This is a genomic window from Planktomarina temperata RCA23 (assembly GCF_000738435.1).
Lineage (GTDB): Bacteria > Pseudomonadota > Alphaproteobacteria > Rhodobacterales > Rhodobacteraceae > Planktomarina > Planktomarina temperata.
Window position 1 is genome coordinate 2890859 of the sequence record NZ_CP003984.1, and the last position, 17858, is coordinate 2908716.

12 protein-coding genes, 2 tRNA genes and 3 rRNA genes are annotated in these 17858 nt (G+C 52.6%); all 17 read right to left on the reverse strand.

All coding sequences use genetic code 11. The features are described from left to right. Positions 1-52: 52 nt before the first annotated feature. The 17 genes from rpoB to RCA23_RS14010 all read right to left on the reverse strand — a co-directional run bounded on the left by rpoB (position 53) and on the right by RCA23_RS14010 (position 17853). Positions 53-4186 carry a DNA-directed RNA polymerase subunit beta gene (gene rpoB, locus RCA23_RS13930; RefSeq protein ID WP_044050824.1) on the reverse strand — a complete coding sequence of 1378 codons (4134 nt, stop codon included), beginning with the start codon at positions 4184-4186 and terminating at the stop codon, positions 53-55. A 271-nt stretch (positions 4187-4457) separates the two neighbouring features. Beyond that, complete coding sequence (gene rplL, locus RCA23_RS13935) at positions 4458-4835, reverse strand: 50S ribosomal protein L7/L12 (RefSeq protein ID WP_044050825.1); 378 nt, start codon at positions 4833-4835, stop codon at positions 4458-4460. A 68-nt stretch (positions 4836-4903) separates the two neighbouring features. Beyond that, positions 4904-5416, reverse strand: a complete 513-nt coding sequence (gene rplJ / locus RCA23_RS13940) for a 50S ribosomal protein L10 (protein ID WP_044050826.1) — start codon at positions 5414-5416, stop codon at positions 4904-4906. Positions 5417-5789: 373 nt separating this feature from the next. Beyond that, positions 5790-6488, reverse strand: a complete 699-nt coding sequence (rplA, locus tag RCA23_RS13945; RefSeq protein ID WP_044050827.1) for a 50S ribosomal protein L1 — start codon at positions 6486-6488, stop codon at positions 5790-5792. 1 nt (position 6489) lies between these two features. Then, positions 6490-6939: a 50S ribosomal protein L11 gene (gene rplK / locus RCA23_RS13950; RefSeq protein ID WP_044050828.1), complete on the reverse strand. Its 450-nt coding sequence runs from the start codon at positions 6937-6939 to the stop codon at positions 6490-6492. 130 nt (positions 6940-7069) lie between these two features. After that, positions 7070-7603: a transcription termination/antitermination protein NusG gene (gene nusG, locus RCA23_RS13955; protein ID WP_044050829.1), complete on the reverse strand. Its 534-nt coding sequence runs from the start codon at positions 7601-7603 to the stop codon at positions 7070-7072. A gap of 165 nt (positions 7604-7768) precedes the next feature. Beyond that, the gene (secE, locus tag RCA23_RS13960; protein ID WP_044050830.1) at positions 7769-7963 is read right to left on the reverse strand and encodes a preprotein translocase subunit SecE; all 195 of its coding nucleotides are present in this window, start codon (positions 7961-7963) and stop codon (positions 7769-7771) included. 73 nt (positions 7964-8036) lie between these two features. After that, positions 8037-8669 carry a hypothetical protein gene (locus RCA23_RS13965; protein WP_169701426.1) on the reverse strand — a complete coding sequence of 211 codons (633 nt, stop codon included), beginning with the start codon at positions 8667-8669 and terminating at the stop codon, positions 8037-8039. Positions 8670-9039: 370 nt separating this feature from the next. Further along, positions 9040-9154: ribosomal RNA gene (rrf, locus tag RCA23_RS13970) — 5S ribosomal RNA — on the reverse strand. 118 nt (positions 9155-9272) lie between these two features. Then, a 23S ribosomal RNA gene (locus tag RCA23_RS13975) occupies positions 9273-12186 on the reverse strand. Positions 12187-12626: 440 nt separating this feature from the next. Beyond that, a tRNA-Ala gene (locus tag RCA23_RS13980) sits at positions 12627-12702 on the reverse strand. A gap of 20 nt (positions 12703-12722) precedes the next feature. Further along, positions 12723-12799 (reverse strand) — tRNA-Ile (locus tag RCA23_RS13985). A gap of 247 nt (positions 12800-13046) precedes the next feature. Continuing rightward, positions 13047-14511: ribosomal RNA gene (locus tag RCA23_RS13990) — 16S ribosomal RNA — on the reverse strand. Together the 16S, 23S and 5S rRNA genes with 2 tRNA genes alongside form the textbook arrangement of a ribosomal RNA operon. A 390-nt stretch (positions 14512-14901) precedes the next feature. Further along, entirely contained in the window at positions 14902-15108 is a 207-nt protein-coding gene (locus tag RCA23_RS13995) for a hypothetical protein (RefSeq protein WP_044050832.1), read from the reverse strand. 54 nt (positions 15109-15162) lie between these two features. Continuing rightward, the gene (locus tag RCA23_RS14000; RefSeq protein ID WP_044050833.1) at positions 15163-15591 is read right to left on the reverse strand and encodes a hypothetical protein; all 429 of its coding nucleotides are present in this window, start codon (positions 15589-15591) and stop codon (positions 15163-15165) included. A 61-nt stretch (positions 15592-15652) separates the two neighbouring features. Then, positions 15653-16279, reverse strand: a complete 627-nt coding sequence (locus RCA23_RS14005; protein ID WP_044050834.1) for a class I SAM-dependent methyltransferase — start codon at positions 16277-16279, stop codon at positions 15653-15655. After that, the gene (locus RCA23_RS14010; protein ID WP_081871033.1) at positions 16276-17853 is read right to left on the reverse strand and encodes a thiamine pyrophosphate-binding protein; all 1578 of its coding nucleotides are present in this window, start codon (positions 17851-17853) and stop codon (positions 16276-16278) included. Before RCA23_RS14010 ends, RCA23_RS14005 begins: the two co-directional genes overlap by 4 nt. Between the last annotated feature and the right edge of the window lie 5 nt (positions 17854-17858).

Genomic DNA, 17858 nt, shown 5'->3' on the forward strand with positions numbered 1-17858 from the left:
TCCTTTTAATCAGAGGGAGGGACGGTGGGCGTAGAATGCGCGGGCGCGCAGTCTACTCCTCCACCTCCGCATCCAGGAGTTCCATATTCAGGCCAAGGCCACGGACTTCTTTGACAAGAACGTTAAACGATTCTGGAATTCCAGCTTCGAAATTATCCTCACCCTTCACGATGCTTTCATAGACTTTCGTCCGGCCAGCAACGTCATCCGATTTCACCGTCAGCATTTCTTGCAAGGTGTAAGCCGCGCCATAAGCTTCCAGCGCCCAAACTTCCATCTCCCCAAAGCGTTGACCACCAAATTGCGCTTTACCGCCCAATGGCTGCTGGGTGACCAGCGAGTATGGACCAGTAGAGCGTGCGTGAATTTTGTCATCCACAAGGTGGTGCAATTTCAGAAGATACTTGATGCCAACCGTCACAGGGCGGGCAAATTGCTCGCCTGTACGGCCATCAAACAAGACCGACTGTCCGCTTTCGCTAAAGCCTGCCCGGCGCAATGCGTCGTTCACATCTGCTTCTTTCGCACCGTCAAACACAGGCGTTGCGATTGGAACACCATTGATGACATTGCCAGCCGATTCCAGCAATGAGGCCTCATCCATGCCCTCAATACCTTCCGCATAGACGTCATCGCCGTAAGCAATCCGCATAGCGTCACGCACAGGGGTCAAGTCACCAGACCGGCGATACTCACCCAAGGCCTCATCAATCTGAATTCCCAAGCCGCGCGCGGCCCAACCCATGTGGGTTTCAAGAATTTGGCCGACGTTCATCCGTGACGGCACGCCGAGCGGGTTCAGAACGAAGTCCACAGGTGTCCCGTCACCCAAGAAAGGCATATCTTCCATTGGGACAACTTTGGAGATGACACCTTTGTTGCCGTGACGACCGGCCATTTTATCGCCCGGTTGCAGCTTGCGCTTCACCGCTACGAATACTTTGACCATTTTCATCACGCCCGGCGGGAGATCATCACCACGGCGAACTTTTTCGACCTTATCTTCAAAGCGGGCATCCAGGGTGCGTTTTTGCGCTTCATATTGTTCATTCAGCGCTTCAACCACCTGGGCATCGCCCTCTTCTTTCATGGCGAACTGCCACCAATGGCTGCGGGGTGTCTCATCCAGCAATTCAGCGCTCACAAGACCGCCCTTGGTGCCTTTTGGACCTTTCACAGCCTCGCGGCCTTCAATCATCGACCGCAGACGTGCATAGATGTTGCGATCCAAGATGGTCAGCTCATCGTCACGGTCGCGCGCCAAACGCTCAACTTCTTCACGCTCGATCTGCAAAGCACGTTCATCTTTTTCAACGCCATGGCGATTGAACACACGCACTTCCACGATTGTGCCATAGTCACCCGGTGGCAGACGCAAAGAGGTGTCGCGCACGTCAGAGGCCTTCTCCCCGAAGATCGCCCGCAAGAGCTTTTCCTCTGGTGTCATCGGGCTTTCGCCTTTTGGTGTGATTTTACCAACCAAGATATCCGCTGGACCCACTTCCGCACCGATATACACGATGCCCGCTTCGTCCAAGTTGCGCAGAGCCTCTTCGCCAACGTTCGGAATATCACGGGTGATTTCCTCAGGGCCAAGTTTGGTGTCGCGCGCGGCCACTTCAAATTCTTCGATGTGAACCGAGGTGAACACGTCATCGCGCACAATACGCTCTGAGATCAGGATACTATCTTCATAGTTATATCCGTTCCAAGGCATAAAGGCGACAACCACGTTCTTGCCCAAGGCCAACTCACCGATATCAGTGGAGGGACCATCGGCGACCACTTCGCCTTTGCGAACATAATCGCCAACCTTCACCAAGGGGCGTTGGTTGATACAGGTATTTTGGTTTGAGCGCTGGAATTTGCGCATGCGGTAGATATCCACACCCGCATCACCAAGCTCAAGATCTTCCGTGGCCCGGATCACGATCCGCTGTGCATCCACTTGGTCGATGATACCGCCGCGCTTGGCCATGATCGCCGCACCGGAATCGCGCGCCACCACTTCTTCAATACCGGTCCCAACCAAAGGCGCTTCCGCCTTCAGCAATGGCACGGCTTGACGCTGCATGTTCGAGCCCATCAAAGCACGGTTGGCATCGTCATTTTCAAGGAATGGGATCAAGGAGGCCGCAACGGAGACCAACTGCTTTGGCGACACGTCGATCAAATCAACAGCGCTGGATTGCGCCAAAGTGTAATCACCATTTTGACGGGTTGAGACCAGATCATTTTTGAACTTACCGTTCTCATCCAATGCCGCGTTGGCCTGCGCCACCGTGTGACGCATTTCTTCTGTGGCAGACATATATTGCACATCATCGGTCACAACACCGTCCACAACTTTGCGGTAAGGTGTTTCGATAAAGCCATATTTGTTCACACGTGCGAATGTCGCCAATGAGTTGATCAGACCAATATTCGGCCCCTCTGGCGTTTCAATAGGACACATCCGACCGTAGTGGGTGGCGTGCACGTCGCGCACTTCAAAACCAGCACGCTCACGGGTCAAACCGCCAGGGCCAAGCGCCGAGAGACGGCGTTTGTGAGTGACTTCCGACAAGGGATTGGTTTGGTCCATGAATTGTGACAACTGGCTGGAGCCAAAGAACTCACGCACAGCAGCAGCCGCAGGTTTCGCATTGATCAAATCTTGCGGCATCACAGTGTCGATTTCGACAGAGGACATCCGCTCTTTAATTGCGCGTTCCATACGCAACAGACCTACGCGATATTGGTTCTCCATCAACTCACCAACCGAGCGCACCCGGCGGTTGCCGAGGTGGTCAATATCGTCGATATCACCGCGACCATCTCGCAAATCAACCAAGGCTTTGACACAGGCAACGATATCTTCGCGGCGCAATGTGCGCACGGTATCTTCTGCATCCAAAGCCAAACGCATATTCATTTTCACCCGGCCCACGGCAGAGAGATCATAGCGCTCACTGTCAAAGAACAACGTGTCAAACAAGGCAGAGGCCGCATCCACGGTGGGCGGCTCACCCGGACGCATCACGCGGTAAATATCCATCAATGCTGTGTCGCGAGACATATTCTTGTCCATCGCCATTGTGTTGCGCATATAGGCGCCCACATTCACATTATCGATGTCGAGCACTGGGATTGTGGTTATGCCGGCATCCAACAGATCTTTCAAAGACCCGCCGATGACTTCGCCATCTTTGTCCAGCTCCCAAGTCAACTCATCACCCGCTTCCACATAAATGGCGCCGGTTTCCTCGTTGATGATGTCTTTGGAAACGAATTTGCCAACGACTTGATCGAAAGGCACCAGAAGATCTGACACAGCCCCTTCGTCGATCAATTTCTTGACCGCGCGTGGCGTCACTTTCTTGCCGGCTTCAGCAATCATCTCGCCCGTTTTTGCATCGAACAAATCATAGGTTGGACGTGTGCCCCGCACACGCTCTGGGAAGAATTTGGTGACCCAACCGCTGCCTTTTTTGAAGGTATAATCCACGGTTTCATAATAGGCATCCATGATGCCCTCTTGGTCGAGACCCAGCGCATAAAGCAAAGTGGTCACAGGCAATTTACGGCGGCGATCGATGCGCGCGTAAACCACGTCTTTGGCGTCAAACTCAAAATCGAGCCAAGAGCCGCGGTAGGGAATAATCCGGCAAGCAAACAGCAATTTACCCGAAGAATGGGATTTGCCCTTGTCATGATCGAAGAACACACCAGGGGAGCGGTGCATCTGGGAAACAATCACCCGCTCTGTGCCATTGACCACAAATGTGCCGTTCGGTGTCATCAACGGCATATCGCCCATGAAGACGTCTTGCTCTTTGATATCTTTAACCGATTTCGCACCGGTGTCTTCATCTACTTCAAACACGATCAAGCGCAGTGTCACCTTCAAGGGAGCTGCATATGTCATGTCGCGCTGTTGGCACTCTTCCACATCATATTTTGGTTTTTCCAGCTCGTATTTTACGAACTCCAAAATTGCGGTTTCGTTAAAATCTTTAATCGGGAAGACCGATTGAAAAACACCCTTGATGCCTTCGCCGTCGAGCGGCTGTAGGGAATCACCGGATTTCAAGAACAAATCATATGAGGATTTTTGAACCTCAATCAAATTTGGCATTTCTAAAACTTCACGGATTTTACCGTAATATTTGCGCAAACGTTTTTGACCTAGGAATGACATAGCCATGCGTTACGTAACCTTTCATCTCGACTGTCGCATTGCCGTCGGGGACCGGCGATGCGCACATCTGAGAACGGGTTGTGGTTCGGCCTATTCTTGAATGTCGTCCCAAAGACACTCGCCCGACCTATGAACCTACCCTGAAAGACGCCCCCATTTGGGCGCCTATCAGGAAAGATCTGCTGTCTTATCGCAAAGGCTTTCGCCCTGTAGCTTTAAGACGACAAAGGCTGGGAGCAGAAAACTGCCCCCAGCCAATTTCAGAACAGGTCTGAAATTACTTTACTTCGACTTCAGCGCCAGCAGCTTCGAGCTTGGCTTTGATGTCGTCAGCTTCAGCTTTGTCGACGCCTTCTTTGACAGCTTTGCCGCCAGCATCTACCAATTCTTTAGCTTCTTTCAGACCCAGGCCAGTGATGGCGCGGACTTCTTTGATGACGTTGATTTTAGATGCGCCAGCAGCAACAAGAATTACGTTGAATTCTGTTTGCTCTTCAGCTGCACCGCCAGCATCGCCAGCAGGACCAGCCATCATGACAGCGCCGCCAGCAGCGGGCTCAATGCCATATTCATCTTTCAGAATAGTTTTCAGTTCTTGTGCTTCGAGCAGTGTCAGACCAACGATGTCTTCTGCAAGTTTTTTCAGATCAGCCATTTTAGACTCTTTCCAATTAATAAGTGTGTTCCAACGACGGGTTTAAACCCACGAGGATGTTTGGTTGCTTAAGCAGCCTTCTCTTCGATGGTCGAGAGAATGCTTGCGATATTGCTTGCAGGTGCGCCAATGGCCCCGGCGATGTTGCTGGAAGGTGCACCAATGCAACCCACGATGGAAGCAATAAGCTCCTCGCGACTTGGCATTGCGGCAACAGCTTTGACACCGGCGACGTCCAATGCGTTTTCGCCCATCGCACCACCCAGGATATCCAGCTTTGGATTGCCTTTTGAGTACGCCTCAACCACTTTGGCAGCAGCCACAGGGTCTTCGGAATAAGCGAGAACGGTCATACCCGTCAGAAGGTCTGCGATGCTTGCGCAAGGCTTCCCATCAAGGGCGATTTTGGCGAGCCTATTTTTGGCAACACGCACAGACCCACCAACTTCACGCATTTGCGCGCGCAGGTCCTGCATTTCAGCAACTGTCATACCCTCGTAGCGGCTAACCACCACGACGCCAGAGCTTTCAAAGATTTGACCGAGTTCTTCGACCAACTTCCCTTTCAGTGCTCTATCCACAGTTTCACTCCAAATTATGAGGGGCTTTTAAGGTCCCCTCGGCTCAGTTCTGTGGCAGTTTCCCGCCACGTTAGAGTCCATGATATGAGACCAAAGCCAAAATCACCCGAAGGAACCCTTCCGGAAATTCGTCCTAATCTCCATCTCAGGCAGGAAATTAAGCCTCACGGCACCCACCATCTCGGACAGAATGACACCCCGGTCACAAAGTGCCAGGGGGTCGAGGGTTCGTTTAGGGGATTCGCAAGGATTGGGCAAGGGCTCAAATGGTTTTTGGCCAAAGACTAAAATCGACGCGCCCTGCGGACGCCACAAACGAAAAATGGCGGACCCAAGAGCCCGCCATTTTTATGAATACAAGAGACAGTGCGGCTTATTGGCCTGTCGCGCTGTCAACGTTCAAAGTTACGCTTGGGCCCATTGTTGAGCTCAAAACGATTTTCTTCATGTAAGCGCCTTTGGAACCCGACGGTTTGGCTTTGGAGACTGCATCCACGAAGGAGCGCACGTTTTCAGCCAATTTCGCATCATCAAAGGATACTTTGCCGATGCCCGCGTGAATAACGCCAGCTTTTTCTACTTTAAATTGAACCTGACCACCTTTAGCCGCTTCAACCGCTTCTTTGACATCCATCGTCACCGTCCCAATTTTCGGGTTTGGCATCAGGTTGCGTGGGCCCAACACTTTGCCCAAACGACCCACGACGGGCATCATATCCGGTGTCGCGATGCAGCGATCAAAGTCGATCTTGCCGCCTTGCACGATTTCCATCAGATCTTCTGCGCCAACAACATCTGCACCGGCAGCCAAAGCTTCTTCAGCTTTCGGGCCACGGGCAAAGACAGCAACCCGAACGGATTTACCTGTGCCGTTGGGCAGGTTCACTGTGCCGCGAACCATTTGATCGGCGTGACGTGGGTCAACACCAAGGTTCATCGCGATCTCAAGTGATTCATCAAATTTCGCAGTCGCGACGCTTTTGATCAGCGCCACAGCCTCTTCAACTGTGACCATGGATTTGCCAGCGAATGCAGCGCGTGCGGTGGTGGTGCGTTTTCCGTATTTTGCCATCTTACTTCACCTCTATGCCCATAGACCGAGCTGAGCCCAGGATGATTTGCATTGCGCCTTCGATATCGTTGGCATTCAGATCTTTCATTTTCGCTTCAGCGATTTCTTTCACCTGAGCGACTGTAACGGTTGCCACAGTTTCACGACCTGGATTTTCCGCACCGCGTGGGCGGTTGCGCTTGCCAACAGGCTTCAGGCCCGCGGCTTTCTTCAGGTAGTAAGACGCCGGCGGTGTCTTAACTTCCATGGAGAAAGATTTGTCCTGGTAATATGTAATCACAGTCGGGCAAGGTGCACCTTGCTCCATATCGGCTGTTTTTGCGTTAAACGCTTTACAGAATTCCATGATGTTGATCCCGCGTTGACCCAATGCAGGGCCCACTGGCGGGGAGGGGTTTGCTGCACCTGCAGGAATCTGCAGTTTCATCGTACCAGCGATTTTTTTAGCCATTTCGGCTGCTCCTTTTTCAAACACCCATGATCGCGATCACTGGGCTATGTTGATGTGGTCCGGCCTGTCACGCGTGACAGAAACCTCCCACATGCCCCAACGGGCAGATTGCGCCAGAGGCGCAGATCGCTCAGACCTGTTTTGAGACCTGAGTGAATTCCAATTCCACGGGGGTGGCGCGGCCAAAAATGGACACGGTCACTTTCAAGCGTTGGTTCTCATCATCGACTTCTTCGACGTTGCCGTCAAAGCCTTCAAAGTGCCCACCGTTGATTTTAACTTGCTCACCGATGTCAAAATGAATCAATGTGCGCGGTGTATCTTCACCCTCTTGAACGCGGTTCAAGATTTGGTTCACCTCGGCATCGCGCATCGGCATGGGGCGACCCTGTGGGCCCAAAAATCCAGTGACGCGATTGATGGAGGTGATCAGGTGATAGGCCTCGTCAGACAGCTCCATCCGCACCAAAACATAGCCCGGCATGAAGCGGCGCTCTGTGGTCACTTTCTTACCACGGCGCACCTCGATTATCTCTTCCGTAGGAACCAAAACCTCTTCGATTTGCTCTTCCATATTGGAATCGATAGCCGACTGGCGAATGGCCTCTGCGATCTTCTTTTCGTAGTTCGACAGAACACTTACGGAATACCATCTTTTTGCCATTTTATGGCCCTTCACCTTGATCGGGCCTGGCCCGAAAATTCAAACGTCAACGCATTCGGCGCTAAATGAAAACGGGCGTGAGGCCGAATCGCCGCACGCCATGAGTTGTTCGTAAGCCCAGTACCCTCCATGGCCCCTATTTTCAAGAGCCGGCATCGGACTTGTTTAGAACATGCCTAAGACAGAGCGCAGCCCCAAGCGGATCACAGCATCGATGCCAGAGAAGAAAATCGCAGCAATGATCGCCAGAACCAAGACCATCGCAGTGGTGATCAAAACCTCGCGGCGGGTGGGCCACACAACCTTTGTGATCTCCGCCCGTGTCTGCTGGATAAATTGAAATGGGTTCGTGCGCGCCATGATGATCCTCAGAACATTAGTGATTAAGCGCAGATACGCTGACTTGAGCGGTGTTTCAACCCTTTGAAACACATCATTCGAGAACTGTGATCTCGTGGGCTCGGCCAAGCGCGTCAATATCTTGGCCATAGGCCGCCTGGCTTTCGCGCACCAGCGCTTCCGGCCAAGGCGCAAACTTGGGATAGACGTCAGAAATGGGGAAATCTTCCCGCGCAACCGCACCCAGGCGCCCGCCGTAACCTGCCGCATGCCAGGTGCAGCAGGCGTTTACGGCCCGCTCCGAGAGGCCGGCGTGCAGGCGTTTTTCCAGCAGTGATGGAATTTCAGGGCGCGGCTGGCCGATTAGCCTGTCCAGAACCTGTGGAAACACCCTGTGATAGTCCTCATATCGCCATATCGAAACCTGAGCCACGCCCGGGATTTTGGCCATGGGGCGCAGGATATCGGACCATTTGACCGCCGTCGGATCCAATCCTTTTGAGAACCGCTCCCAAGTCTGGAACCGCCCCGAGAGCAGCAATTGATTGTAGACAGACACATAATAAGAACAAGGTTCCCGCACGGCCATGGCGATGTGCAACGGATTGGGCGCGACAAGTTGGGCCAGACGGGTCAAGCGCTCGATAGCTTTAGGATATATCATCTCCCGATTGGGGCCATTCATCAAGTCTTTAAACCCGCCAATGATGTTTTCTTCCGAAATCAAAAGTCGTGGTTGGCCAGCCGCCAAATCCGCAAATTTTCTTTTTTGTTGTTGATTTTTCTCTTTTCGTCCCAATGCTTTCCAGAGAGTTCCGAATTCCTCACGGATTTTTTCGGGCCCCAGATATGAGCAACCGCCTTTCGCAAACAGGTTTTCATTTTCGAGTAGCCTGTTTTGTAGATGCGTGGTTGCGGTTTTATGGGCACCGGCGTGTATTGTTATTTTAATATGTTTATTTTGCATATCATTTACAGCTTTTGTTATTTTGTAAGCCATATTGATATCATTTCATGTGTAAATGAATTGCAACTGTGCGTTGGGAATGTGTTTTGATTATATTTTTTTATCGTATGAGAGATATTAATCTATCTAGGATTGGCGATGACCTACTCTCCCACAGCTTGAGCTGCAGTACCATCGGCGCGACCATGCTTAACTTCCGAGTTCGGGATGGGATCGGGTGTTTCATTGGCGCTATGATCACCAAACCAAGATAGATTATAGATTGCGTTTTGCAATCAAACTGGTTGTTCCAAGTTAAGTTTATTACGCGGCAATAGTGTATGGCTTTTGGATCTGTATTGGCGTGTCTGCCTTCTACTGGATCAAATCAAGCCTATCGGACCATTAGTACCAGTCAGCTGAACGTGTTACCACGCTTACACCTCTGGCCTATCGACGAGGTGGTCTACCTCGGTCCTCAGGGATACCTTGTTTTGAGGGGGGCTTCCCGCTTAGATGCTTTCAGCGGTTATCCTGTCCGATCATAGCTACCCAGCACTGCCGTAGTCGACAACTGGTCCACCAGTGGATCGTTCACCCCGGTCCTCTCGTACTAGGGGCAACTCCTCTCAAGTATCCTACACCCACGGCAGATAGGGACCGAACTGTCTCACGACGTTCTAAACCCAGCTCACGTACCTCTTTAAACGGCGAACAGCCGTACCCTTGGGACCTGCTCCAGCCCCAGGATGAGATGAGCCGACATCGAGGTGCCAAACGGTGCCGTCGATATGGACTCTTGGGCACCATCAGCCTGTTATCCCCGGCGTACCTTTTATCCGTTGAGCGATGGCCCTTCCACTCGGGACCACCGGATCACTATGGCCGTCTTTCGACTCTGCTCGACTTGTCAGTCTCGCAGTCAGGCTGGCTTCTGCCATTGCACTCAACGAGCGATTTCCGACCGCTCTGAGCCAACCTTCGCGCGCCTCCGTTACGCTTTAGGAGGCGACCGCCCCAGTCAAACTACCCACCATACAGGGTCCTGGATCCGGATAACGGACCGCAGTTAGATAACAAGCAAAACAAGGGTGGTATCTCAAAGGAGGCTCCACAAAAACTGGCGTTTCTGCTTCAAAGCCTACCACCTATTCTGCACATGTTGTGCCTGTTATCAGTGTAAAGTTGTAGTAAAGGTGCACGGGGTCTTTCCGTCTAACCGCGGGAAGCCTGCATCTTGACAGGCAATTCAATTTCACTGAGTCTATGTTGGAGACAGCGGGGAAGTCGTTACGCCATTCGTGCAGGTCGGAACTTACCCGACAAGGAATTTCGCTACCTTAGGACCGTTATAGTTACGGCCGCCGTTTACCTGGGCTTCAATTCGGAGCTCTCACCCCTCCTTTTAACCTTCAGGCACCGGGCAGGCGTCAGACCCTATACGTCGTCTTGCGACTTCGCAGAGCCCTGTGTTTTTAGTAAACAGTCGCCACCCCCTGGTTTGTGCCCCCAGCTTCCAGTTGCCTAGAAACCGGGCCTCCTTCTCGCGAACTTACGGAGGTATTTTGCCGAGTTCCTTCAACATAGTTCTCTCAAGCGCCTTGGTATACTCTACCTATCCACCTGTGTCGGTTTAGGGTACGGTCTGATGGAGGGCTATTTCCAGGAACCACTGAACTGCTGGGGCAACTACGCCTGATCCAACAATCTTTGTGATCCGTCACTTCCTCCTGGCCCAGGAATATTAACCTGGTTCCCATCGCCTACGGCTTTCGCCCTCGGCTTAGGGGCCGGCTTACCCTGCTCAGATTAGCTTTAAGCAGGAACCCTTGGATTTTCGGCGAGGGGGTCTCTCACCCCCTTTGTCGTTACTCATGTCATCATTCTCACTAGTGATCTCTCCACCGGATCCCTCACAGGCCGGCTTCACAGAAAGCTCCTTGCGTCCAGTATTTTACGCGCCTCCACACAGGCTCGAAAGCCTGGGCAGTCCGCTATAAAACGAAGGACGCATGGAACTATGTCACACTACGCTCCGCTACCATGCATTAAATGCATCCGAAGTTTCGGCTCATGGCTTGAGCCCCGTTACATCTTCGCCGCAGGACAACTTAATTAGACCAGTGAGCTGTTACGCTATCTTTAAAAGATGGCTGCTTCTAAGCCAACTTCCTGGTTGTTTTGGTCGTCCCACCTGCTTTCCCACTTAGCCATGAATTAGGGGCCTTAACTGTCGGTCAGGGTTGTTTCCCTTTTCACTACGGGCGTTAGCACCCGCAGTGTGTCTGCCATCTATTACTCCCGGGTATTCGGAGTTTGGTTAGGATCAGTAAGCCTGTGGGGCCCCATTACCCATCCAGTGCTCTACCCCCCGGGGTATTCGGATGACGCTCTACCTAAATAGATTTCGCGGAGAACCAGCTATCTCCGAGTTTGATTGGCCTTTCACCCCTAGGCACAACTCATCCCGATCTTTTTCAACAGATGTGGGTTCGGTCCTCCAGTTGGTGTTACCCAACCTTCAACCTGGTCATGCCTAGATCACTCGGTTTCGGGTCTAATGCATCTAACTCAATCGCCCTATTAAGACTCGCTTTCGCTGCGCCTACACCTAACGGCTTAAGCTTGCTAGATACACTAAGTCGATGACCCATTATACAAAAGGTACGCTGTCAGGCCGCAAGGGCCCTCCAACTGATTGTAGGCGTCCGGTTTCAGAAACTGTTTCACTCCCCTCGTCGGGGTGCTTTTCACCTTTCCCTCACGGTACTGGTTCACTATCGGTCAGTAAGGAGTACTTAGCCTTCGGAGGTGGTCCTCCGATCTTCGAACAGGATTTCACGTGTCCCGCCCTACTTAATACGTCCAATCATGCTTCCTATACGGGACTGTCACCCACTTTGGTTGTGCTTTCCAACACATTCTAGTCACACTCATGGCTCGGCTGGTCCCCGTTCGCTCGCCGCTACTAGGGGAGTATCTAATTGATGTCCTTTCCTCCGGGTACTTAGATGTTTCAGTTCCCCGGGTTTGCTTTTATAACCCTATGTATTCAAGTTATAAATACCTGGTTTACCCTATTATTATGCCCCACCGCATGCAACGCTACCCAAGGGCGAACCCTTAAACGGCACTACAATAAGTAGTATTAATAACAAAGTATCAGGTGGGTTGCCCCATTCGGAAATTTATGGATCAAAGCTTATTCTCAGCTCCCCATAACTTATCGCAGAGTATCACGTCCTTCATCGCCTCTTACTGCCAAGGCATTCACCAAACGCCCTTTTCGCGCTTGATTTGATCCAGAAGAAGACAGGCCTTTTGCGTGTCCTGCCAACATCATCCGAAGATGACTAAATTCTGAACCAAAAGTCATACAAAATTATTCCCATGGGCCCCCGCTGGTTCAAAGAGGGGGCAACATGCGTGCCGCCACTGCCCGGATAGAGCAGCGACGATGAGCAAAACCTTGCGGCTTTACTCAGGTATAATTGTACTTAACTTGGAACAAAATTACTTTGTGAACTGTTGCTATATATGACACCCCAATCAAAAGATAAGATTGCTCCTACCCCTCTCACACGATGCCAAACAACATCACGATACACCTTACGCGGTGCATCAGTAATTCTGATGTTTGTATCTCTCTTTACGATGTCAAGTCAGTCCGAAGACTGAACAATGTCCAAGTTGGACAGCAAAACAACAAAAGTTGCTTAACTTTCAAACTTAAATCCTTGGTGGAGCGTATCGGGATCGAACCGATGACCCCCTGCTTGCAAAGCAGGTGCTCTCCCAGCTGAGCTAACGCCCCATTTAAGGGTGTGTAATCTATGGTGGGTCGAGGAGGACTTGAACCTCCGACCTCACGCTTATCAGGCGTGCGCTCTAACCACCTGAGCTACCGACCCAGTGGATCTTGAATAACAAGATCGACAACGCCCGACAGGTGACTTGCAAAGCAAGTCTGCCGAAAGGGCCGGTGGTGGTCCAATCAGGCGGTTTATACAAGCCTAAGGCTCGCAATTCTGAAGAGATATGAGGACGGCTCGGCCCAAGTCCATCAAAAGATGAACTGATGTTTTGATATGCAAAGGACATATCATGCTAAGTGATCTACGAGTAAGACCGAAGTCTTGCTGCTAAGATCATCCTTAGAAAGGAGGTGATCCAGCCGCAGGTTCCCCTACGGCTACCTTGTTACGACTTCACCCCAGTCGCTGATCCTACCGTGGCCGCCTGCCCCCCCGAAGGGTTAGCGCAGCGTCGTCGGGTAGAACCAACTCCCATGGTGTGACGGGCGGTGTGTACAAGGCCCGGGAACGTATTCACCGCGTCATGCTGTTACGCGATTACTAGCGATTCCGACTTCATGGGGTCGAGTTGCAGACCCCAATCCGAACTGAGACAGCTTTTGGGGATTAACCCATTGTCACTGCCATTGTAGCACGTGTGTAGCCCAACCCGTAAGGGCCATGAGGACTTGACGTCATCCACACCTTCCTCCCGCTTATCACGGGCAGTTTCTCTAGAGTGCCCAGCTTAACCTGCTGGCAACTAAAGATGTGGGTTGCGCTCGTTGCCGGACTTAACCGAACATCTCACGACACGAGCTGACGACAGCCATGCAGCACCTGTCACTGCGTCCCCGAAGGGAACGTACCATCTCTGGTAGTAGCACAGGATGTCAAGGGTTGGTAAGGTTCTGCGCGTTGCTTCGAATTAAACCACATGCTCCACCGCTTGTGCGGGCCCCCGTCAATTCCTTTGAGTTTTAATCTTGCGACCGTACTCCCCAGGCGGAATGCTTAATCCGTTAGGTGTGACACCAACAAGTATACTTGCTGACGTCTGGCATTCATCGTTTACGGTGTGGACTACCAGGGTATCTAATCCTGTTTGCTCCCCACACTTTCGCACCTCAGCGTCAGTATCGAGCCAGTAAGCCGCCTTCGCCACTGGTGTTCCTCCGAATATCTACGAATTTCACCTCTACACTCGGAATTCCACTTACCTCTCTCGAACTCAAGACTAGCAGTATTAAAGGCAGTTCCAGGGTTGAGCCCTGGGATTTCACCTCTAACTTACTAATCCGCCTACGTGCGCTTTACGCCCAGTAATTCCGAACAACGCTAACCCCCTCCGTATTACCGCGGCTGCTGGCACGGAGTTAGCCGGGGTTTCTTTACCAGATACTGTCATTATCATCTCTGGCGAAAGTGCTTTACGACCCTAGGGCCTTCATCACACACGCGGCATGGCTAGATCAGGGTTGCCCCCATTGTCTAAGATTCCCTACTGCTGCCTCCCGTAGGAGTCTGGGCCGTGTCTCAGTCCCAGTGTGGCTGATCATCCTCTCAAACCAGCTATAGATCGTAGGCTTGGTAGGCCATTACCCCACCAACTACCTAATCTAACGCGGGCTAATCCTTCTCCGATAAATCTTTCCCCCAAAGGGCGTATAAGGTATTACTCTCCGTTTCCAGAGGCTATTCCTTAGAGAAGGGCATATTCCCACGCGTTACTCACCCGTCCGCCGCTCACCCCGAAGGGCGCGCTCGACTTGCATGTATTAGGCCTGCCGCCAGCGTTCGTTCTGAGCCAGGATCAAACTCTCAAGTTGAAATACAGTTACCTGTATAACCTTGACGTTCGAACCTCTGCACATCGTCCCGCTGTTCAGGCGGGACATCATTTCTGTTCATTGTGCTTCAGTTTCAAAAGAAACAAAAACCTAACAAACAGTGAAGCTGACCTTACATCATCGGACACCCTCAAAAGAGGTAGCCCTAGTAAGTCGATATGCAGTTGTTTGTTCATCGAATGAACCAAACCGCCCACATATCTCTTCAGATACCAAAATTTCAAATAACGTGACACAAAAAAAGCCAAATTACGCAATAACAATATGCGCAAAATGATCGTTTCTATATCGGTTTTCGTCTTCCGAACCGTAGTCTGATTGACCCGTCTTTCGCCCCGTTGTCGCTCAGCGCCTCCGGTAAAGGTGGGTTTAAGGTTCCCCGCTGAGAGTCGCAAGAGCTATTTTCATCTTTCTTTCATTTTTTTCATTTCCCGCAATTTTGGCGAATTTTTGGGAAACTGCGCAATATTTGAACCGAAAACCAAGGGCCAGCGTAACAATCGATCCGGCCGCATGGCTCAAGGCAACCTTTGGAGGTCGGCGGCGTTCTTTGGAAGCCGAGATCAAGGCGCGCATCGCCGATCTTGCTCCATGAGTCGTGTGATTTCCGCCTTGGGCCGAACAGCGCGGCTAGACTGTCGTGGTCACCGCGATTCCCACCAGGACCAAAACCAACGCACTGCGCGCCACCATAGGCATGATCTTCATCAGCTTAGGATTAGGGGCCTGGCCTTTCTTGGCCATCGCTGCCGGATAGAAATTCATAAAGACCACCACCCCCAGCAAAGCGGTCGCCCCTAGAAGTTTAATATTGAAAGCCAGCCCAAGGTTCATGCCTCCGTAGACACGATAGGCCAAAGCAAACCCCGTTCCCCAGAGCAAGCCCATCGCCACCAAGCCGATCCGCGCCAACTTCCCCATTGTTTTTTGCGTCGCAGCAGAGGGGGCTTCTTTCGCCATTTGATGCTCCTTCATCAAAAGACTATTGGCAACGCCCAGTCCGCCAGCCAAAAATAGCCCTAGAAAGTGAAAGAATTTCAAAACTACAACAAATGTCATATAACCGCCCTACTCATTCAATGATTACCTTTGCGCAGAAAGCCACATTGTCACAGCAAGGTCAAACGGCAGGGCCTTCACAGCCTATACTGCACATGAACACGTCATAGCGCGTGGATTTTCCCAAAATCTGATGCGAGCAGGGTTTGATCCCAGGCATCGGGGCGGCTTTGGCCGGCCATTTCAGCACCACCCGCTGGCGGGCATGCCGCAAGGCCACCTGCATCAACGCTTCACAATCTTCATCGGTGCCGACGATCTCGCGCACTTGGCGCAGCTCACGTTTGACCAAGGCCGAGTTTTTACGCGGCGGATGCATGGGATCAATCAATATCGCCTCTGCGTCCAGATCTGGCAAAAGCACTTTCGCATCCCCGTGCAAAAGAGTCATCCGCGAAAGAATTTCGCCAAAGACACCCCCCTCCTGCCGCGCCCGCGCCATGCCGTCTTGCAGCAAGCCATGCATGACATCAGAGCGTTCAATCATCGTCACCTCCGCCCCCAGCGAGGCCAGGAGAAATGAATCGCGGCCCAGGCCCGCTGTGGCATCGACAATTTTTGGCGTTTTGCCAGCGCGCAGGCCCATGGCCTTGGCCAAATCCTGGCCGCGCCCACCACCAAAGCGCAGCCGGTGCGCCACAGCGCCGGTCACAAAGTCGACCCGCAATGCGCCCTCTGCTGGTGTCACGATAAAATATTTGGCGACAGGTAGATCAATTTGGGGCGATCCGCTTTGAAGGCCGCCGTCACCGCCTCTTGCATCTGCGCTAATGTCTCTGGTGCAGATGCATCCGCCCCGTAGGCCCGCGCCAGTTCCAGAAAATTTGGATTTTTCGCAATGACCGCATTGGGGGCGATCTGGGCGCTGCGCATACTGTCTTCAATTTCCTTCAACTTGCCATTGTCCCATAGGATAATTGGTAAAGCCTGGCCAAGCTCAACGGCCGTGCCGAGCTCTTGCACAGAATACTGAAACCCATAATCCCCCGCAATCGCCAGCGTCGGTTTTCCAGGCCGCGCCACGGCGCCACCAATGGCCGCCGGCAGTGCATAGCCCAACGTGCCAAAACCTGAGGGATGGTGCCAATGTTTGGCCCGTGTCATCGGCCACACTTCATTGGCCACATAGGCAAACTGCGTCATATCAGAATAAATCATCGCATCATCAGGAACAACGGCCCGCAAGGCTTCAACGATCGCAATGATCCCGGGGCGTTCTGCTTCAGTTTCTGCTCGCCAAAGCCCGCGTTGATGCGCCACCGATCTTGCTTGCCATTGCGACGCAGAGGCCGCCATCAAGGGCCTTAGGCTGGCCATAGCCTCTTCGGCCCGCGCAAGGATCCCCATCTCTGCGCGCTGCATATCCGCAAGACACTCCGGGTCGATATCAATCCGGTAAAGCGGGCAGCTATGCCCCAGATGCGCACGCCATAAATCCACCTCCGCCAACTCGGTCCCAATGGCGACCACGCAATCTGCTTGCGCCACAATTTGCGCTGAGCTGGGCCGGGCCAATGCCGCCCCAAAATTCAGAGGATAATCCCAAGGCACAACCCCGCGCCCCGCATAGGTCTCGAAACATGCCGCCCCGCAAGTCTCAAGCACCGCAGCAAGATCCGCGCCCGCTTTGGCAGCCCCGCCGCCTATGACAAATAGTGGTTTTGAGGCCGCAGACAGTGCCGCGGCAAGGGGGCGCAAATCCACAGAACCAGTTCCCAGCCCATCAGCAAGCCCCGCCCGCCGCCGCGGCGCAGGTGCCGCCTGCCCTTCCAACTGCGCAATGGGCACTTGAATATGCTTACTGCGCGGACGATGGGTTTCAAACTCAAGCATGGCGCGGTCGATCAAATCATAGGCCGCCTCTGCGCTATTGGCCTGATAGGACCAATCGCAAACGCTCCCGGCTGCCGCCTCTTGGTCCAACATTTGATGCAACTGCCCGCGCCGGGCCGCGGTTTCATCCAAACAGCTCGACAGCACCAACATTGACACGGAATCCGAATAGGCCTGTCCCATCGCCGTCATGATATTGCACAAACCCGGTCCGGTAATGACATAAGCCACCCCCGGCTTGCCACTGGCCCGCGCATAGCCATCAGCCATAAAGCCCGCGCCCTGCTCATGGCGCGCCAAAATGTGGCGAATGCCAGCCTCTTCAATACCGCGGTACATTTCTTGATTATGCACGCCGGGAATTCCAAAAATGACGTTCACACCGCGATCTTTCAACATATGTGAAATCTGTGCCCCTAGGGGTTTCATCTCCG

Coding starts and splice junctions, on each gene's coding strand:
- rpoB (WP_044050824.1), bottom strand. CDS start 4,186: ATGGCTATGTCATTCCTAGGTCAAAAACGTTTGCGCAAATATTACGGT.
- rplL (WP_044050825.1), bottom strand. CDS start 4,835: ATGGCTGATCTGAAAAAACTTGCAGAAGACATCGTTGGTCTGACACTG.
- rplA (WP_044050827.1), bottom strand. CDS start 6,488: ATGGCAAAATACGGAAAACGCACCACCACCGCACGCGCTGCATTCGCT.
- rplK (WP_044050828.1), bottom strand. CDS start 6,939: ATGGCTAAAAAAATCGCTGGTACGATGAAACTGCAGATTCCTGCAGGT.
- nusG (WP_044050829.1), bottom strand. CDS start 7,603: ATGGCAAAAAGATGGTATTCCGTAAGTGTTCTGTCGAACTACGAAAAG.
- secE (WP_044050830.1), bottom strand. CDS start 7,963: ATGGCGCGCACGAACCCATTTCAATTTATCCAGCAGACACGGGCGGAG.
- RCA23_RS13995 (WP_044050832.1), bottom strand. CDS start 15,108: ATGCGCGCCTTGATCTCGGCTTCCAAAGAACGCCGCCGACCTCCAAAG.
- RCA23_RS14000 (WP_044050833.1), bottom strand. CDS start 15,591: ATGACATTTGTTGTAGTTTTGAAATTCTTTCACTTTCTAGGGCTATTT.
- RCA23_RS14010 (WP_081871033.1), bottom strand. CDS start 17,853: ATGAAACCCCTAGGGGCACAGATTTCACATATGTTGAAAGATCGCGGT.